The 17006-nt window shown below is 28.9% G+C and carries 9 protein-coding genes; all 9 read left to right on the top strand.

What is annotated here, in order from left to right; translation table 11 throughout:
• The first annotated feature begins 146 nt into the window (after window positions 1-146).
• Window positions 147-2063, top strand: a complete 1917-nt coding sequence (gene nagB / locus Lupro_RS10350; protein WP_068209767.1) for a glucosamine-6-phosphate deaminase — start codon at window positions 147-149, stop codon at window positions 2061-2063.
• A 3-nt stretch (window positions 2064-2066) separates the two neighbouring features.
• Entirely contained in the window at window positions 2067-4121 is a 2055-nt protein-coding gene (locus Lupro_RS10345; RefSeq protein WP_068209764.1) for a beta-N-acetylhexosaminidase, read from the top strand.
• A 73-nt stretch (window positions 4122-4194) separates the two neighbouring features.
• On the top strand, window positions 4195-7485 hold the full coding sequence (locus Lupro_RS10340; RefSeq protein WP_068209761.1) for a VCBS repeat-containing protein: 3291 nt from the start codon (window positions 4195-4197) through the stop codon (window positions 7483-7485).
• A 79-nt stretch (window positions 7486-7564) separates the two neighbouring features.
• A complete protein-coding gene (gene pyrH, locus Lupro_RS10335; RefSeq protein ID WP_068209758.1) occupies window positions 7565-8272 on the top strand; it encodes a UMP kinase in 708 nt (235 codons plus the stop codon).
• Between the two features lie 24 nt (window positions 8273-8296).
• On the top strand, window positions 8297-8851 hold the full coding sequence (gene frr, locus Lupro_RS10330; protein WP_068209755.1) for a ribosome recycling factor: 555 nt from the start codon (window positions 8297-8299) through the stop codon (window positions 8849-8851).
• A gap of 96 nt (window positions 8852-8947) precedes the next feature.
• A complete protein-coding gene (locus tag Lupro_RS10325; RefSeq protein ID WP_068209752.1) occupies window positions 8948-11458 on the top strand; it encodes a DUF5686 family protein in 2511 nt (836 codons plus the stop codon).
• Between the two features lie 56 nt (window positions 11459-11514).
• Window positions 11515-13881 carry an efflux RND transporter permease subunit gene (locus Lupro_RS10320; RefSeq protein ID WP_068209749.1) on the top strand — a complete coding sequence of 789 codons (2367 nt, stop codon included), beginning with the start codon at window positions 11515-11517 and terminating at the stop codon, window positions 13879-13881.
• A gap of 148 nt (window positions 13882-14029) precedes the next feature.
• Window positions 14030-15463, top strand: coding sequence for an asparagine--tRNA ligase (gene asnS, locus Lupro_RS10315; protein WP_068209746.1), 1434 nt, complete (start codon window positions 14030-14032; stop codon window positions 15461-15463).
• 83 nt (window positions 15464-15546) lie between these two features.
• Window positions 15547-17004, top strand: a complete 1458-nt coding sequence (gene rpoN, locus Lupro_RS10310; RefSeq protein WP_068209743.1) for an RNA polymerase factor sigma-54 — start codon at window positions 15547-15549, stop codon at window positions 17002-17004.
• Window positions 17005-17006 lie beyond the last annotated feature (2 nt).

The following is a 17006-nucleotide window of genomic DNA, read 5'->3' as shown; positions in this document are numbered from 1 at the left end:
GTTATACAATTTTGAATTAAGTTAATTAATAAATTGTTTGCAGACGGAAATTAATTATTTCCGTTTGCTTTTTACAATATAATAATCTCTTTTCAATATTATTTAACATTCTCATTTTTTAAAGTATAACAATCATAAAATTAACTATGAAAGCTATTAATATCTCTTATAAACCCGCTGGACAATTTGAAGACACTCGGTTTGAAAAAATACACAATGTTGTATTCTCAAATTCTGTAGAGGCATCTATTTGTGTTGCACAAGAAATTGCTACATTAATTAAACTGAAACAGGCTAATAACAAACCTTGTATATTAGGCCTTGCTACAGGCTCCTCACCTATAAGGGTTTATGAAGAATTGGTTAGAATGCACATAGAAGAAGGTTTAAGTTTTTCAAATGTTGTTACCTTTAATTTAGATGAATACTACCCTATGGATAAAAATAGCATTCACAGTTATTTTTACTTTATGCATCAGCATCTATTTAACCATGTGAATATTAACCCTAACAATATTAATATCCCTAGTGGTTCTGTTTCTCAAAAAGAATTACATCAATACTGCATTGACTATGAATTAAAAATTAAAGAATATGGCGGTTTAGATTTTCAATTATTAGGTATTGGAAGAACCGGTCATATTGGATTTAATGAACCTGGCTCTCACTACAACTCAGGAACAAGAAGCATTACCCTAGATCATTTAACAAAAATTGATGCTGCACCTTCATTTTTAGGAATTAATAATGTCCCTAAAAAAGCAATTACCATGGGAATTGGTACCGTTAAAAGTGCAAAAAGAATTGTTCTCTTAGCTTGGGGACATAATAAATCTTCAATTATTAAAGATACTATAGAAGGTGAAATTACTTCAGAAGTTCCTGCTAGTTATTTACAAAAACATAGTAATACTACTTTTATCCTTAACGAAGAAGCCGCACAAGACCTAACGCGTTTGAATACTCCTTGGCTTGTTGGGCAGTGCATTTGGGATGAAGAATTATCAAGTAAAGCTATTATTTGGTTATGTGATTTAACTAAAAAATCTATCTTAAAATTAACAGATGAAGATTATAATAATAATGGAATGTCAAGCTTATTAATTCAAGGTGGCTCATCGTATGATATTAACATTAAAATGTTTAATAAACTTCAACACACTATTACTGGATGGCCAGGCGGAAAACCTAATGCAGACGATTCATCAAGACCAGAAAGAGCAAAACCTCACAAGAAAAGAGTTATAATATTTAGTCCGCATCCTGATGATGATGTTATTTCTATGGGAGGGACATTTGACCGTTTAGTTGAGCAAGGACACGATGTACATATAGCATATCAAACTTCTGGCAATATTGCTGTTTCAAATCAGGAAGCTTTAAAATTTGCAGAAGTAATTAAAGATATGGATTATTCAAAGGGTAGTAAAATTGATACTATCATAAATAAATTACATTCTAAAACTGAAGATGTTGAAGATATTAAGGATATTAGAATATTAAAAGGCTTAATAAGAAAAAGGGAATCCTTGGCCGCAACACGCTTTGTCGGTGTACCAGATAAAAATGTTCATTTTTTAAATCTCCCTTTTTATGAAACAGGAACCATTAAAAAACACCCTATGGGAAAGATAGATGTTGATATTGTAGCGAACCTAATTACAAAAATAAAGCCTCATCAAATCTATGCTGCCGGTGATTTAGCAGATCCTCATGGAACTCACAAAGTTTGTTTAGATGCTGTTTTTTCGGCATTGAATCACTTGAAACCACTAAAATTCATGAAGGATTGTTGGATCTGGTTATACAGAGGTGCTTGGCACGAATGGGATATTCACCAAATTGATATGTCAATCCCAATGAGCCCAGATCAAGTCCTAAAAAAAAGAAAAGCAATTTTCTTCCATCAATCTCAAAAAGATGGAGTGATGTTTCAGGGGAATGACCTTAGAGAGTTTTGGGTAAGAGCAGAAGAGAGAAACAATGAAACTGCTCAAAAATATCATAAATTAGGATTAGCAGACTATGCTGCTTTAGAAGCTTTTAAAAGATATTATTATTAAATAATGATAAAAAATATTCTCTTTTTATTTATAAGTTTACATTCAATTTATTGCATAAGTCAAACTGAAGATTTAAACTTAATACCCTGGCCTAGAGAAGTTAATATTAGAAATGGATACTTCATTATTAATTCTAATTTCACAATTTCAGTTACTGAGATTTCTTCTAAAAGAGTTAAGGTTGCAACTACTAAATTTTTACAAAGATTAAGTGGAAGAACTGGTATTTTTATGGAGAATGGTTTTGCTTTTAATTCTTCAAAAATTAAAAACCCTTCATTGGCTATTACATTTAATAGAATTGGAAAATTAGAAATTTATGAGGATGAATCTTATGAATTAAAAGTTTCAGACACTAAAATTTATATCCATGCAAATACAGATTTAGGAGTTATCCATGCTTTGGAAACCCTTTTACAATTGATGACGATTTCCCATGATAATTACTATTTCCCTAAAGTTACTATTAATGATAAGCCCAGATTTACTTGGCGAGGTCTTATGATTGATGTTGCTCGCCATTTTCAACCAGTTGATGTATTAAAACGAAACTTAGATGCAATGGCTGCTGTTAAACTAAATGTTTTTCACTGGCACCTTACAGATGATCAAGGGTTTAGAATTGAATCAAAAAGTTATCCCAAATTACATGAATTAGGCTCAGATGGATTGTATTACACCCAAAGTCAAATTAAAGAAGTTGTAGAATATGCATCCAACAGAGGAATAAGAATTGTTCCAGAAGTTGATGTTCCTGGCCATGCAACAGCTATTTTAACAGCATATCCAGAAATTGGAAGTAAAGATACTATTTATAATATTGAACGGTTTTCAGGAATATTTCATCCAACATTAGACCCTACAAATGAAAAAACGTATGAAATATTAGGAGGTTTATTTGGCGAGATAGCAAATTTGTTCCCTGATAAATACATTCATATTGGTGGTGATGAGAATGAAGGTAAACATTGGAATGAAAATGAAAACATTCAGAAATTTAAAAAAAGTCATAACTTAGAAACTAATCACGACTTACAAACATATTTCAATATTAGATTAGAAAGAATTTTGGCTAAATCTGGAAAGTCCATTATGGGTTGGGAAGAAATAATGACCGAAAAAATACCAACCTCAGCATTAATTCATTCTTGGAAAGGTGTAAATGAAGGAGTCCCTGCTGGTCAATCCTTAATAAACGCAGCTAAAAAAGGTTATAAAACAGTACTTTCAAATGGTTATTACATAGATTTATTACAGCCAGCAAGTGCACACTATGTTGTAAATCCGCTTCCAAAAAACAATACATTAACTGAGATAGAAAAGGCACGTATTTTAGGTGGTGAAGCTACCATGTGGAGTGAATTGGTTACACCATTAACAATAGATTCAAGGTTGTGGCCAAGAACAGCCGCTATTGCAGAACGTCTTTGGTCTTCAGAAGAAATTAATGACGTTTCTAACATGTACAAACGCTTAGAGCATGTAAGTTTTAGATTAGAAGAGTTAGGTATTACACATATAAGAAATAGAGATGTAATTTTAAGAAATATTACCAATAATCAAAACATTGAAGCCTTAATAAAACTAACTAAAGTTTATGAACCTTTAAAAATATATACCCGAAATAAAGGAGGCGTTGAATATAAATCGTATTCTCCATTTACATTATTTGCTGATGCTTGTACTGCTGATGCCTCTGATGCTATTGTTTTTAACAATCTAGTAAACGAATATCTTACCACAAAAAAAACTGCATCTAAAAAAGAAATTTTGATTATGTTAAAAGATTGGGCTGCAAATTATACGTTATTTTTACAAATCCAAAAAAGTAGCCCAATTCTTAAAACTATAGCGCCTTTATCAAAAAATTTAAGTGCTATTTCAAAAAGTTTAATTTCAATTTTGGAATCAAAAAATAAAAAAAAATCAGATATTGAAAATTGCACCAAACTGCTTATAGAAATTAAAAAACCCGTTGCAGATGTAGAACTAGTAATTTATAACTCCTTAAAAAAACTTTCTTATTTATGGAGTAACAAAAAAGTCCATATAAATTAGTGAAAAAAACTACTGAAAGCTTCTTTTATAGTAATAAAACACGTACCTAGTAAGCATAATACCTTATATATTTATGAAAATATTTTCAAAAAATAGCATTCTAAATTTACTTTTATTAATTGGTTTATTAAATGCATGTACTCAATATGAAAAAAAACTTCATAGAGATGAAGTAACCTCACTTTTTACTTTACTAGATAATAACCAAACGAACATTCAATTTGCCAATAAAGTAACTGAAAGTCTCCATTTTAATTTTTTAAATTACTCCTATATCTATAATGGTGCAGGTGTTGCTGTTGGAGATATAAATAATGACGGATTGCCAGATTTATATTTTACCGCAAACCAAGGTTCAAATAAATTATACTTAAACAAAGGAAATTTTAAATTTGAAGATATTACAAATAAAGCCAATGTGGTGGATAAACAAGGTTGGTCTACAGGCGTAACAATGATTGACATAAATAATGATGGATGGTTAGATATTTATGTTTGTAAATCAGGTTCTTTAGAAAGTCATGAATTACGAAAAAACAAATTATTTATCAACCAAAAAAACAACACCTTTAAAGAAAGTGCTGCTTCCTATGGTATTGATCATTTTGGATTTTCTACACAGGCTTATTTCTTTGATTTTGATAAGGACAATGATCTGGATTTGTATTTAGTAAATCATCGTCAAGATTTTCAAAATAACACAACTATTAATCCTATAATTCAACAGAATAAAGAACCTTATAATTCAGATCAGTTATTTAGAAATGATAACATGCATTTTACAAATGTTACTACTGAAGCCGGTATAACCAATAAAGCCTGGGGATTAAGTGCATCTATAGGTGACTTCAACAATGATAATTTACCCGATATTTATGTTGCAAATGATTTTTTAGAACCTGATTTTTTATATATAAATCAAGGAAATGGCACATTTAAAGATGAAATTTTAACTCGTTTTAAACATATTTCTTATAATAGTATGGGCTCTGATTATGCTGATATAAATAACGATTTAAAACCAGATTTAGTGGTTTTGGATATGATGGCTGAAGACCATATTAGAGGGAAAGAAAATATGGCATCTATGAGTACTGAAAATTTTGAACAATTAGTAAATGCTGGTTATCACCATCAATACATGTCAAATATGTTACAACTCAATAATAACGATGGCAGTTTTAGTGAAATTGGTCAATTAGCAGGAATTGCTAAAACCGATTGGAGTTGGGCTCCATTAATTGCTGATTTTGACAATGATGGATTTAACGATTTATTTGTAACTAATGGTATTAAAAATGATCTTTCCAATCAGGATTTTAGAAATCAAATGAGAAAGAATATTAAAAACCGAAAAAAAGTTTCTTTAGAGGAAGCTATAAATATGATGCCTTCCAATAAATTAAGTAACTATATTTTTAGAAACAATAAAAACTTAACTTTTACAAACACAACTAAAAAATGGGGTTTGGATGTAAAAGTAAATTCAAACGGTGCAATTTATGCTGATTTAGATAATGATGGCGATTTAGATATTGTTGTAAATAATCAAGCCGATGAAGCTTCTATTTATAAAAATAATGCGACTAATAATTTTGTTTCTTTTTCTTTAATTGGTTCAGAAAAAAATAAAAATGGTATTGGAAGTATCGTTTATGTGTATACAGATAGCTTACAACAAGGTAAAGAACTTTATGTAAGTAGAGGTTACCAATCTTCCGTAACCCATAAATTGCATTTCGGGTTAGGAAACTGCACAAAAATTGATAGTGTTAAAATTACTTGGTCTGATGGGTCTAATCAACTAATAACCAATTGTAAAATAAATATTACTCATATTCTAAGCTATAAAGAGGCAAAAAAAACAGTACAAAATTCTTCTAAAAAAACTTCATTATTTGAAGTCATTAATCCTGAAGAACTTTGTATTAATTTTCTACAAAAAGAAAATATTTTTAATGATTTTGACTTACAATTATTACTTCCTCAAAAACAATCAGAAAAAGGATCCCCGTTAACCATTGCTGACGTTAATGGTGATGGACTGGATGATTTTTTTGTTGGAAATGCTTTGGGAGAAAAAGCTGCATTATTTATTCAAAATAGCAATGGAACATTTTTAAATTCGAACGAACAATTATTTGAAAAAGACAAAGTTTATGAAGATACTAATGCCGCGTTTTTAGATATAGATTCTGATGGTGACTTAGATTTATATGTTGCTTCTGGAGGCTACGAACTTGAAGAAAACAGCCCGTTATTACAAGATAGGTTGTACATTAATAATGGGAAAGGCAGCTTTAAAAAATTGAATAACCTTCCAAAAATGCTTTCAAATACAAAAGCTATTGCAGTAGCAGATTATGACAAAGATGGTGATCTAGATTTGTTTATAGGAAATGGAGCGATTCACGGAAAATATCCGTTAGCCAATAAGCCCTATTTACTTGAAAATAAAAATGGGATTTTTAAAAATATCTCTTTAGAAAAACTCCCCAACTTATCTGACATACAGCTAGTAAACGATGCTATTTTTTCAGATTTTGACAATGATGGAGATGCTGATTTGTTTATTGTTGGAGAATGGATGCCTATTGTATTATTTGAAAATGTGAATAAAAAATTCATTAGAAAAAAACTAGATATACTTAAAAATTCAAATGGATGGTATCAAAGTATTGCTGAAACAGATATAAATAAAGACGGATTTAAAGATTACATAATTGGAAATTGGGGAACAAATAATAAGTTTCATCCAACTATTGAAAAACCACTACATATATATGCCGATTATTTAGATGCAAATTCAACTTTTGATGTTGTTTTAAGTAAAGTATCTAAAACAGGTAAATTATTGCCTGTAAGAGGAAAAGAATGTTCGTCACAACAAGTTCCTGTTTTAAATAAAAAAATAACCACTTTTAAAGAATTTGCATCATTAACTTTACCTGGTATTTATGGAGAAGATGCTTTAAAAAAAGCATTCCATTTTAAAGTTAATAATTTAAAATCATTCATTTTAAAAAATACAAAAAACGGAAATTTTACAATTCAAGAATTACCAATTCAAGCACAATTTAGTCCAACATTAAGTATTGAAACACTTGATATAAATAATGATGGTTATGAAGATATTTTTGGCTTAGGAAATATTTATGATACTGAAGTTGAAACTATTAGGTATGATGCGTCAAAAGGATATTTACTATTTGGGGATAAAAATGGAAATTTTAATTTTAGTGAAAATTTAAGTTTCTATAACAATAACGAAGCAAAAGTTGTTAAAAAAATTATAATTAACCACAAACAACACCTTATTATTTTAAATAAGAACAATAAACTTCAAATTCTAAAATTGAATTAATTAATCCACAAATTCAACAAAAACAATCCATTTATACTTCTAAACAATTTCTTATATTTGCATAACTTTCAAAGATATTATGACTTATAAAAGAATTCTTTTAAAATTAAGTGGTGAAGCTCTTATGGGAGATCGCCAGTATGGTATTGATCCTGCAAGATTAGCTGAATATGCTAAAGAAATAAAAAAAATTGTTGATAAAGGTGTTGAAGTTGCCATAGTTATAGGTGGTGGAAATATTTTTAGAGGCGTAGCAGGTGCAAGCAATGGTATTGATAGAGTTCAAGCAGATTACATGGGAATGCTTGCCACAATTATAAATGGCTTGGCACTACAAAGTGCTTTAGAGGATACAGGAATTAAAACTCGATTATTAACTGCTATAAAAATGGAACAAGTTGCAGAACCTTTTATTAAAAGAAGGGCTGTTCGCCACTTAGAAAAAGGGAGAGTTGTAATTTTTGGAGGAGGTACAGGTAATCCATATTTCACCACTGATACGGCCGCAGTTTTAAGAGCTATTGAAATTAATGCAAATGCTATTTTAAAAGGGACTCGTGTTGATGGTATTTACACCTCAGATCCAGAAAAATTTAAAGACGCCATTAAATTTGAATCTATTACCTATAAAGATGTAATGAGTAAAGGCTTAAAAGTAATGGATATGACAGCTTTTACTTTGAGTCAGGAAAATGATTTACCTATTGTTGTTTTTGATATGAATACCAAAGGAAATTTAGAAAAATTAGTTTCAGGAGAAAAAATTGGAACAAAAGTTGATAAATAACTCTATAATTTAAATTGTTCTATTATGAATGAAGAATTAAAATTTATTATTGATAGCACTAAAGAATTAATGCAAAATGCTATCACACACTTAGAAAAAGAATTTAGAAATATTAGAGCTGGTAAAGCTAGTCCTTCCATGCTTGGAAGTGTTACAGTAGATTATTATGGCTCTCAAACACCTCTTACACAAGTTGCCAATGTTAGTACTATGGATGCACATACCATTACTGTACAACCTTGGGAAAAACAGATGCTTCATGAAATTGAAAAAGCTATTATGGTGGCAAACTTAGGTTTTAACCCTATGAATAATGGTGAAATAGTTATCATTAACGTTCCTGTTTTAACTGAAGAAAGGCGTAAAGAACTTTCTAAACAAGCTAAAGCAGAAGCTGAAATAGCAAAAGTAAGTATTAGAAACGATCGTAAAGATGCCATGCACGAAATTAAGAAAGATGATGCATCTGAAGATATGAAAGCAAATGCTGAAATTGATATTCAGAAATTAACTGATATGTTTATTGCTAAAGTTGATGAACTGTATAAAATAAAGGATCAAGAAATTATGAAAGTTTAAGTTTTAAAAGTTAAACTTATCTAAAAAATAAAAAGCACTTCTCTAGGTGCTTTTTTAATATCCTATATTTGTTTGTGCTAAACGTAGAATAATTAAATGAGAAAAATATTCTTTTTACTACTACTTGTCCCTTTATTATCTATATCTCAAAATCAAATTCAGGGTTTAGTTGTAGATAGCAGAACAAAACAACCGTTGTCTTTTGCTTCAATTTCAACAAACACAAATTATGTAACATTAACTGATGTTGATGGAAAATTTCATATAAAAACAAAAAAACATTTCAATCAAATTAGGATTTCCTATGTTGGTTATAAATCTAAAATTATTTCAATAAATACTAATGATAAATTTTTAAAAATAAAATTAAAGCCTTCCGTTGAGAATTTAAAAGAAATTTTAATTACAGCAAAAGAAAATCCGGCCTTAAAAATTATTAGAAATACAATTAAAAATAAGTCTAAAAATAATATTGAAAAATCATTGAATTCTTTTAAGTTTATTACCTATAATAAAATAATAGTTACTGCAAACCCTGACTCAATTAACGGCAAGATAGATTCTATATTTGTTTTAAAAAAAGGGAAAAAAACATTTAAAAAATTAGATTCTTCTAATTATAAATTTAAAAAAGAAATAAATAAGCAGCATATTTATATTTCAGAAAAAATTTCAGAATTTAAATTTAAAAAAGGGAAAAAGAAAAAAGAAATTATTTTAGCTTCAAGAATGGCAGGGTTAAAACAACCTCTCTATGAATTATTTGCAATTACTTTTCAAGATTTTTCATTTTACAATGAATTTTATACAATTGCTGGTACAAAATACACAAATCCAATTGCTAATAACGCCATAAAACAGTATAATTATAAAATATTAGATACTGTTACAACTCAAAACAGAGCTTCAATTCTCATTTACTTCAAACCAAAAGAAAAGAAAGAATTTTTAGGAATAGAAGGTGTATTGTATATAGATACTCAAAATTTTGCTATAACTAAAGCAATTGTTGAGTTAAAAAGTATTGTTAATGTAAAGGCTATTCAAAATTTTAAATATATAAAAAAGTACAATACTTGGTTTCCTAAAAACATGAATATTGTATTAAAAAAGGGTGATAATAATAAAAATATTTCTTTATTTGGAGGTGCTGTAAAATTTAGCGAGAGTAAAAAAAATGACTCTGTAACTAATACCCATAAAAACAACCCTGAAGATGTTACTTATTTTATATCTAAATCTGTTAATTCAAATATTGAAATAAATACCCCTATAATATTAAAAAATACTGCTACAATTATAGAATTTAATGACGATGCGAATAAAAAGACAGCAGTTTTTTGGAATACTTACAGAACCGACTCACTTACAAATCGTGGAAAAAGAACATATACTTTTCTTGACAGCATTTCAGAAGAAGAAGGCGTAGAAAAAAAAATAAATTTAGCCAGAAATATTTTAAAAGGGTATTACCCAACAAAATATATTAATTTAAATCTTGGTAAAATTATTAACTTAAATAATTATGAAGGGCTACGAATTGGATTTGGAGGTGAAACTAACACTAACTTTTCTTCTAAATTTAAAATAGAATCCTATGCTGCTTATGGCACAAAAGACACCGATTTTAAGTATAGCTTAGGAGCCTCATTTAGGGTTCAGAAAAATACTAATTCTTGGTTCGGATTAAGTTATGTAAATGACTTAAAAGAAGCTGCATCTTTAGATTTTATAGCTGAAAACACATCGTTTTCTCCTATAAATCCACGAAATTTAAATGTCAGTAAATTTTATAACTATAAAACAATTAATACGTATTTTAAACATGATATAAAACCTAATTTGGAAGCTAAATTAAAATTAAGCACCGGCAAATATAAACCTCTATTTAATTATCAATTTATATCAGCTACAAAAAATTTATCTGAATACAAATTAACAACTGCAAGCTTGGGATTACAGTTTAACCCAAAAAATGAATATATGAATTCACCTATAGGTAAACTAAAAATGAAAAATAAATTCCCTCAATTTACCTTTCAACTAACTAAGAGTTTTGAAAATATTTTTGCTAGTAATTTTGATTTTACTCAAATTAACTTAAGAATTTTACATAAAATTAAACGACTAAGAAAAGCTACCACAAATATATTAATTGAAGGAGGCATTGTTTTTGGGGAAGCCCCAATTTCTCACCTATACAATTCAACACCTAACTATACATTTAAAAACCCTTGGAGAAAAAGAATTACACTTGCAGGTAAAAACAGCTTTGAAACTATGGGTTACAATGAGTTTATCTCAGATAAATTTGTTTCAATCCACCTAAAACATCTCTTAAAACCTCTAAAGATTAGTTCAAAATTTAAACCTCAATTTACATTAGTTACAAGAGTAGCAATTGGAGACATTGAAAAACCACTACAACATTACGGTTTAATATTTAAGAAATTAAACAAAGGATATATAGAAAGTGGTTTAGAATTAAATGAACTTTTTAAAGGCTTTGGACTAAGTGCTTTTTATAGGTATGGATACTACAAAAACCCTGAATGGAGTGATAATTTAGCCTTAAAATTAACTTATAAATTAAGATTGGGATTTTAACGAATATACACCTATAAAAGCTCAACTATTTTTTTAACTTTGCAAAAAATAGTTGAATGAATTTTTGGACTCATGTTTCTAGGATAATCTTAAAAGGAAGATATATAATACTGGTACTAATAGCTGCCGCAACTTACTTTTTAGCTTCTCAAATGCAATATATGCGTTTTTCATACACCGAAGCTAACTTACTCCCTGAAAATCATAAAGTTAATATTGAATACAATCATTTTTTAGAACTTTTTGGTGAAGAAGGAAATCTTATAATCATAGCAACTCAAGATTCAACCATCTTTACGCCAAAAAAATTCAATGCATGGAATAACTTATCAGAAAAATTTGATAGTTTTCCCGAAGTTGATTTTACTGTAGCAGTTGGAGATATCAAAAAGCTTAAGAAAAACACTCTGAAACAACGGTTTGATGTTGAACCCATTTACACCAAGATTCCAGAAACTGTTGATGATGTCTTGAAAATTAAACATGAACTTTTTGATAACCTTCCCTTTTTTGATAATTTCTTATACAATAAAAAATCAGGAACTATTAGAACTGTTATTTACTTAAAGAAAGATATTGTAAATACTGCTGCCCGTAAAGATTTTGTTTTTGATACATTAAACCCTATAATTAGTCAGTTTGAGAAAGAAAATAACATAGATATTAGAGTATCAGGTATGCCCTATATACGTACTATGAATGCCCAAAATATAATTGATGAAATTGGGGTTTTTGTAGGATTAGCATTAGGAGTAACAGCGTTTATTTTCTTTTTATTTTTTCGTTCAATAAGAGCAACTGCAATTACACTTTTAGTAGTTAGCATAGGTGTAATTTGGGCATTTGGATTTATAGGGTTATTTAGGTATGAAATTACTGTTTTAATGGCGTTAATTCCTCCATTAATTATTGTAATTGGTGTACCAAACGCTATATTTTTAATAAACAAATATCAACAAGAAATAAAAAAACACGGAAACCAGGCTAAATCATTACAGCGTGTAATCACAAAAATAGGAAATGCTACCTTAATGACTAATGTAACTACCGCCTCAGGTTTTGCAACTTTTATTTTCACTAAAAGTCAACTTCTACGTGAATTTGGTACTATTGCTTCTATAAATATTTTAGCCATATTTATTTTAGCATTATTAATTATACCTATAATGTATAGTTTTATGCCTCTTCCTAAAGAAAAGCACTTAAAACATCTAGAACGTAAATGGATTGAATACATTGTTAAATGGATGGAATCTATCGTTCGAAATCATAGAATTTCAGTTTATGCTATTACGCTTGTTTTAATTATTGTAAGTATTATTGGAGTCTATAAAATTAAAGTATCTGGAAGTTTAATTGAAGATATGCCAAAAGGTAAACAATTTTTTAAAGATATTGTGTTTTTTGAAAATGAGTTTGGTGGTATTATGCCTTTAGAGATAATAATTGATACCAAAAAGGAAAAAGGTGTTATGAAGTTATCTACACTTAAACGCATGAATAAATTAGATGAAACTATTGATGAAATTCCACAACTATCTAAATCAATCTCCGTTTTAAACCTTGTTAAATACTCAAAACAAGCATTTTATGGCGGAAACCCAAAGTACTACCAATTACCAACAAATCAAGAAAAAAATTGGATTTTATCTTATACTAAAAATTCTTCTCCCAATACTAATTTATTAAATAATTTTATTGATTCTACAGGAAGATATGCTCGTATAACAACTTTTATGAAAGACATTGGAACGGATAAAATGGAGCTTATTGAAAATCGTTTAAATCAAAAAATAGCCAAAGTATTTCCAAAAGAGAAATACAATGTAACCATGACTGGTAAAGCGTTGGTGTTTTTAAAGGGTACTAATTATTTAATAAACAACTTAATTATATCCCTTTCATTAGCTATTATTTTAATTGCTCTTTTTATGGCTTTTATGTTTCGATCATTTAGAATGATACTCATTTCTTTAATACCAAATATACTTCCTCTTCTAATAACTGCAGGAATAATGGGCTACATTGGTGTTCCTATTAAACCCTCAACTATTTTGGTTTTTAGTATTGCTTTTGGTATTTCCGTTGATGATACCATACATTTTTTAGCAAAATACCGTCAAGAGTTAAAAGAGAATAATTGGAGAATTAAACAATCCGTATACAATGCTTTAAGAGAAACAGGAGTTAGTATGTTTTATACATCAATTGTTTTATTCTTTGGGTTTTTAGTATTTACAATTTCCAGTTTTGGAGGCACAAAAGCTCTTGGAGGTTTGGTTTCTATTACGCTATTATTTGCTATGGTTTCTAATTTGTTACTACTACCTTCATTATTGCTCTCTTTAGAAAAAAACATAGCCAATAAAAAAGTTTTTAAAGAGCCTACACTTGATATTTTAATTGACGAAGAAGAAAAATAACTATTCATAAATATAATACGAAAGAAATAACTGCTTTTTTTAGCATTACAGTTTTTTATTTCACTTGCATTAATTCATACCAATAAGGATTGAAATATTTTATCTTATCAATTCTTAATGTATCTTTGCGACTCTTAAAATTTAGAATATGAAAAGAACCAATGTTGCTGAACTTTTAAGTTCAGATAAATTTTTACAAGAAGTAACTTTAAAAGGCTGGGTTAGAACATTTAGAGCAAATCGTTTTATTGCATTAAATGACGGTTCTACCATAAATAACATACAGTGTGTTGTAGATTTTGAAAATACTGATGAAAGTATTTTAAAACGAATTACAACAGGAGCTGCTGTTTCTATTAAAGGTACATTAGTTGAAAGCCTTGGAAGGGGGCAAAATATGGAGGTTAAAGTTTCAACTATAGAAATATTAGGAGATTCTAATCCTGAGGAATACCCTATCCAACCAAAAAAACATAGTTTTGAGTTTTTACGAGAAAATGCACACTTACGTATTAGAACAAATACTTTTAGTGCTGTAATGCGTTTACGCTCTGCATTATCTTTCGCAGTTCACAACTATTTCATTAAAAATGGCTTTTATAATTTTCATGCTCCTATAATTACAGGTTCAGATGCCGAAGGCGCTGGAGAAATGTTTAATGTTACCACATTAGACGTTGAAAACCTACCCAAAAAAGAAGATGGTAAAGTTGATCGCAGTAAAGATTTTTTTGGAAAAACAACTAACTTAACAGTATCAGGTCAACTAGAAGCTGAAACGTATGCAATGGCTTTGGGAAAAGTTTATACTTTTGGTCCTACATTTAGAGCCGAAAATTCTAATACTACACGCCATTTATCTGAATTTTGGATGATTGAACCAGAAGTAGCGTTTAATAATTTAGATGATAATATGGATTTAGCAGAAGATTTTATTAAATCTGTTATTTCTTATGTGTTAGATAATTGCAAAGATGATTTAGCGTTTTTAGATAACAGATTAACACAGGAAGATAAATCTAAACCCGCTGCACAACGCAATGAAATGTCTCTATTAGAAAAATTAAATTTCGTTGTTGAAAATAATTTCAAACGTGTAAGTTATACAGAAGCAATTGATATTTTAAGAAATTGTAAACCAAATAAAAAGAAAAAATTTCAATATATCATTAATGAATGGGGAGCAGATCTTCAAAGTGAACACGAACGTTTTTTAGTTGAAAAACATTTTAAATGTCCGGTAATTTTATTTGACTATCCTGCAAATATTAAAGCTTTTTATATGCGCTTAAATGAAGATGGGAAAACCGTAAGAGCTATGGATGTTTTATTTCCTGGAATTGGAGAAATTGTTGGCGGTAGCCAACGAGAAGAACGTTTAGATGTTTTAAAGCAAAAAATTAATGAATTAAATATTGATGAAAAGGAATTGTGGTGGTATTTAGATACACGAAAATTTGGAACTGCAGTACATAGTGGTTTTGGGTTAGGTTTTGAACGTCTTGTACAATTTACAACCGGTATGGGAAATATTCGTGATGTTATTCCTTACCCAAGAACACCCCAAAACGCAGAATTTTAATAAATAAATTAAAAAACATATTATTTAATGTTCTATGTTTTTTCGTATTTTTAACAAAACCCAAAGTTATTTTAGGTTAGTTTATGCTAAAACAAAGTTTACAATATAAGTTATTACAAAAATTATCCCCTCAGCAAATTCAATTAATGAAGTTGATTCAATTGCCTACACAAGCATTTGAACAACGTTTAAAACAAGAACTTGAAGAAAATCCAGCATTAGAAAGTGGTAAAGAAAAATTAGAAGAATTTGAAAATTCACAACTAGAAGATGAATATGATACTACTGGAAATGAAAATATTGAAGCTGAAGACATTAATATTGATGAATATTTAAGTGACGATGAAATTCCAAATTACAAAACACAAGCCAACAATTATGCCGCTGATGATGAGGATAAACATATCCCTTACGCATCGGGCATCTCCTTTACACAATCGCTTAAAGATCAAATAAATACTTACCGGCTTACTGAGGAAGAAGAAATAATCACTGATTTTTTAATAGGTAGTATTGATGATAGCGGTTACATTAGACGTGATTTAGTAGATATTTTAGATGATTTGGCTTTTACACAAAATATCTTTACAACGGAAGAAGAACTGGAACGTTTACTAAAAATTGTTCAACAATTAGATCCCGCCGGGGTTGGTGCTCGTAATTTAAAAGAATGCCTGTTAATTCAACTAAAACGCAAAAAAGAAAAACCAAGTAGAACCCTGGCAATTAACATTTTAGAAAATTCTTTTGATTATTTTGTAAAAAAACATTATAAAAAACTATTACAAAAGTTTCATATATCAGAAAATGAACTAAAAAAAGCCATCAAAGAAATTGAAAAACTAAATCCAAAACCTGGTGGGTCTTATGTTGGAAATAACAAGATTGCAGAACAAATTGTTCCAGATTTTACAATTAGAATTGTTGATGGTGAACTAGAGCTATCATTGAACTCTAGAAATGCTCCTGAACTTCACATTTCAAATGAATATAATAACCTATTGCAAGGCTATAAAGATGCTAAAGATAAATCTAAATCACAAAAAGAAGCTGTACAGTTTATCAAACAAAAATTAGATAGTGCAAAATGGTTTATTGATGCTATAAAACAACGGCAGCAAACACTGTTTTTAAATATGGACGCCATTGTAAAACATCAAAAGGAATATTTTTTAACAGGTGATGAGCGCAAATTGAAACCTATGATATTAAAAGATATTGCCGATGCTATTAATATGGATGTTTCAACCGTTTCACGAGTTGCTAATAGTAAATATGTATCTACACCTTACGGTACAAAACTAATTAAAGAATTCTTTTCAGAATCAATGAAAAATGATCAAGGAGAAGACATTTCAACAAAAGAAATTAAAAGTATTTTAAAAACTGTACTAAAAGAAGAAAATAAAAAGAAACCTTTAACCGATGAAAAACTAGCTGATATTTTAAAAGAAAAAGGATATCCAATTGCCCGAAGAACTGTAGCGAAATATAGAGAACAACTAAATATTCCTGTAGCAAGATTAAGAAAAGAAATGTAGTA

This window comes from Lutibacter profundi (genome assembly GCF_001543325.1).
GTDB classification, from domain to species: domain Bacteria; phylum Bacteroidota; class Bacteroidia; order Flavobacteriales; family Flavobacteriaceae; genus Lutibacter; species Lutibacter profundi.
Note: the sequence above shows the minus strand (reverse complement) of the source record. Positions and strands in the feature narration are given on the sequence as shown.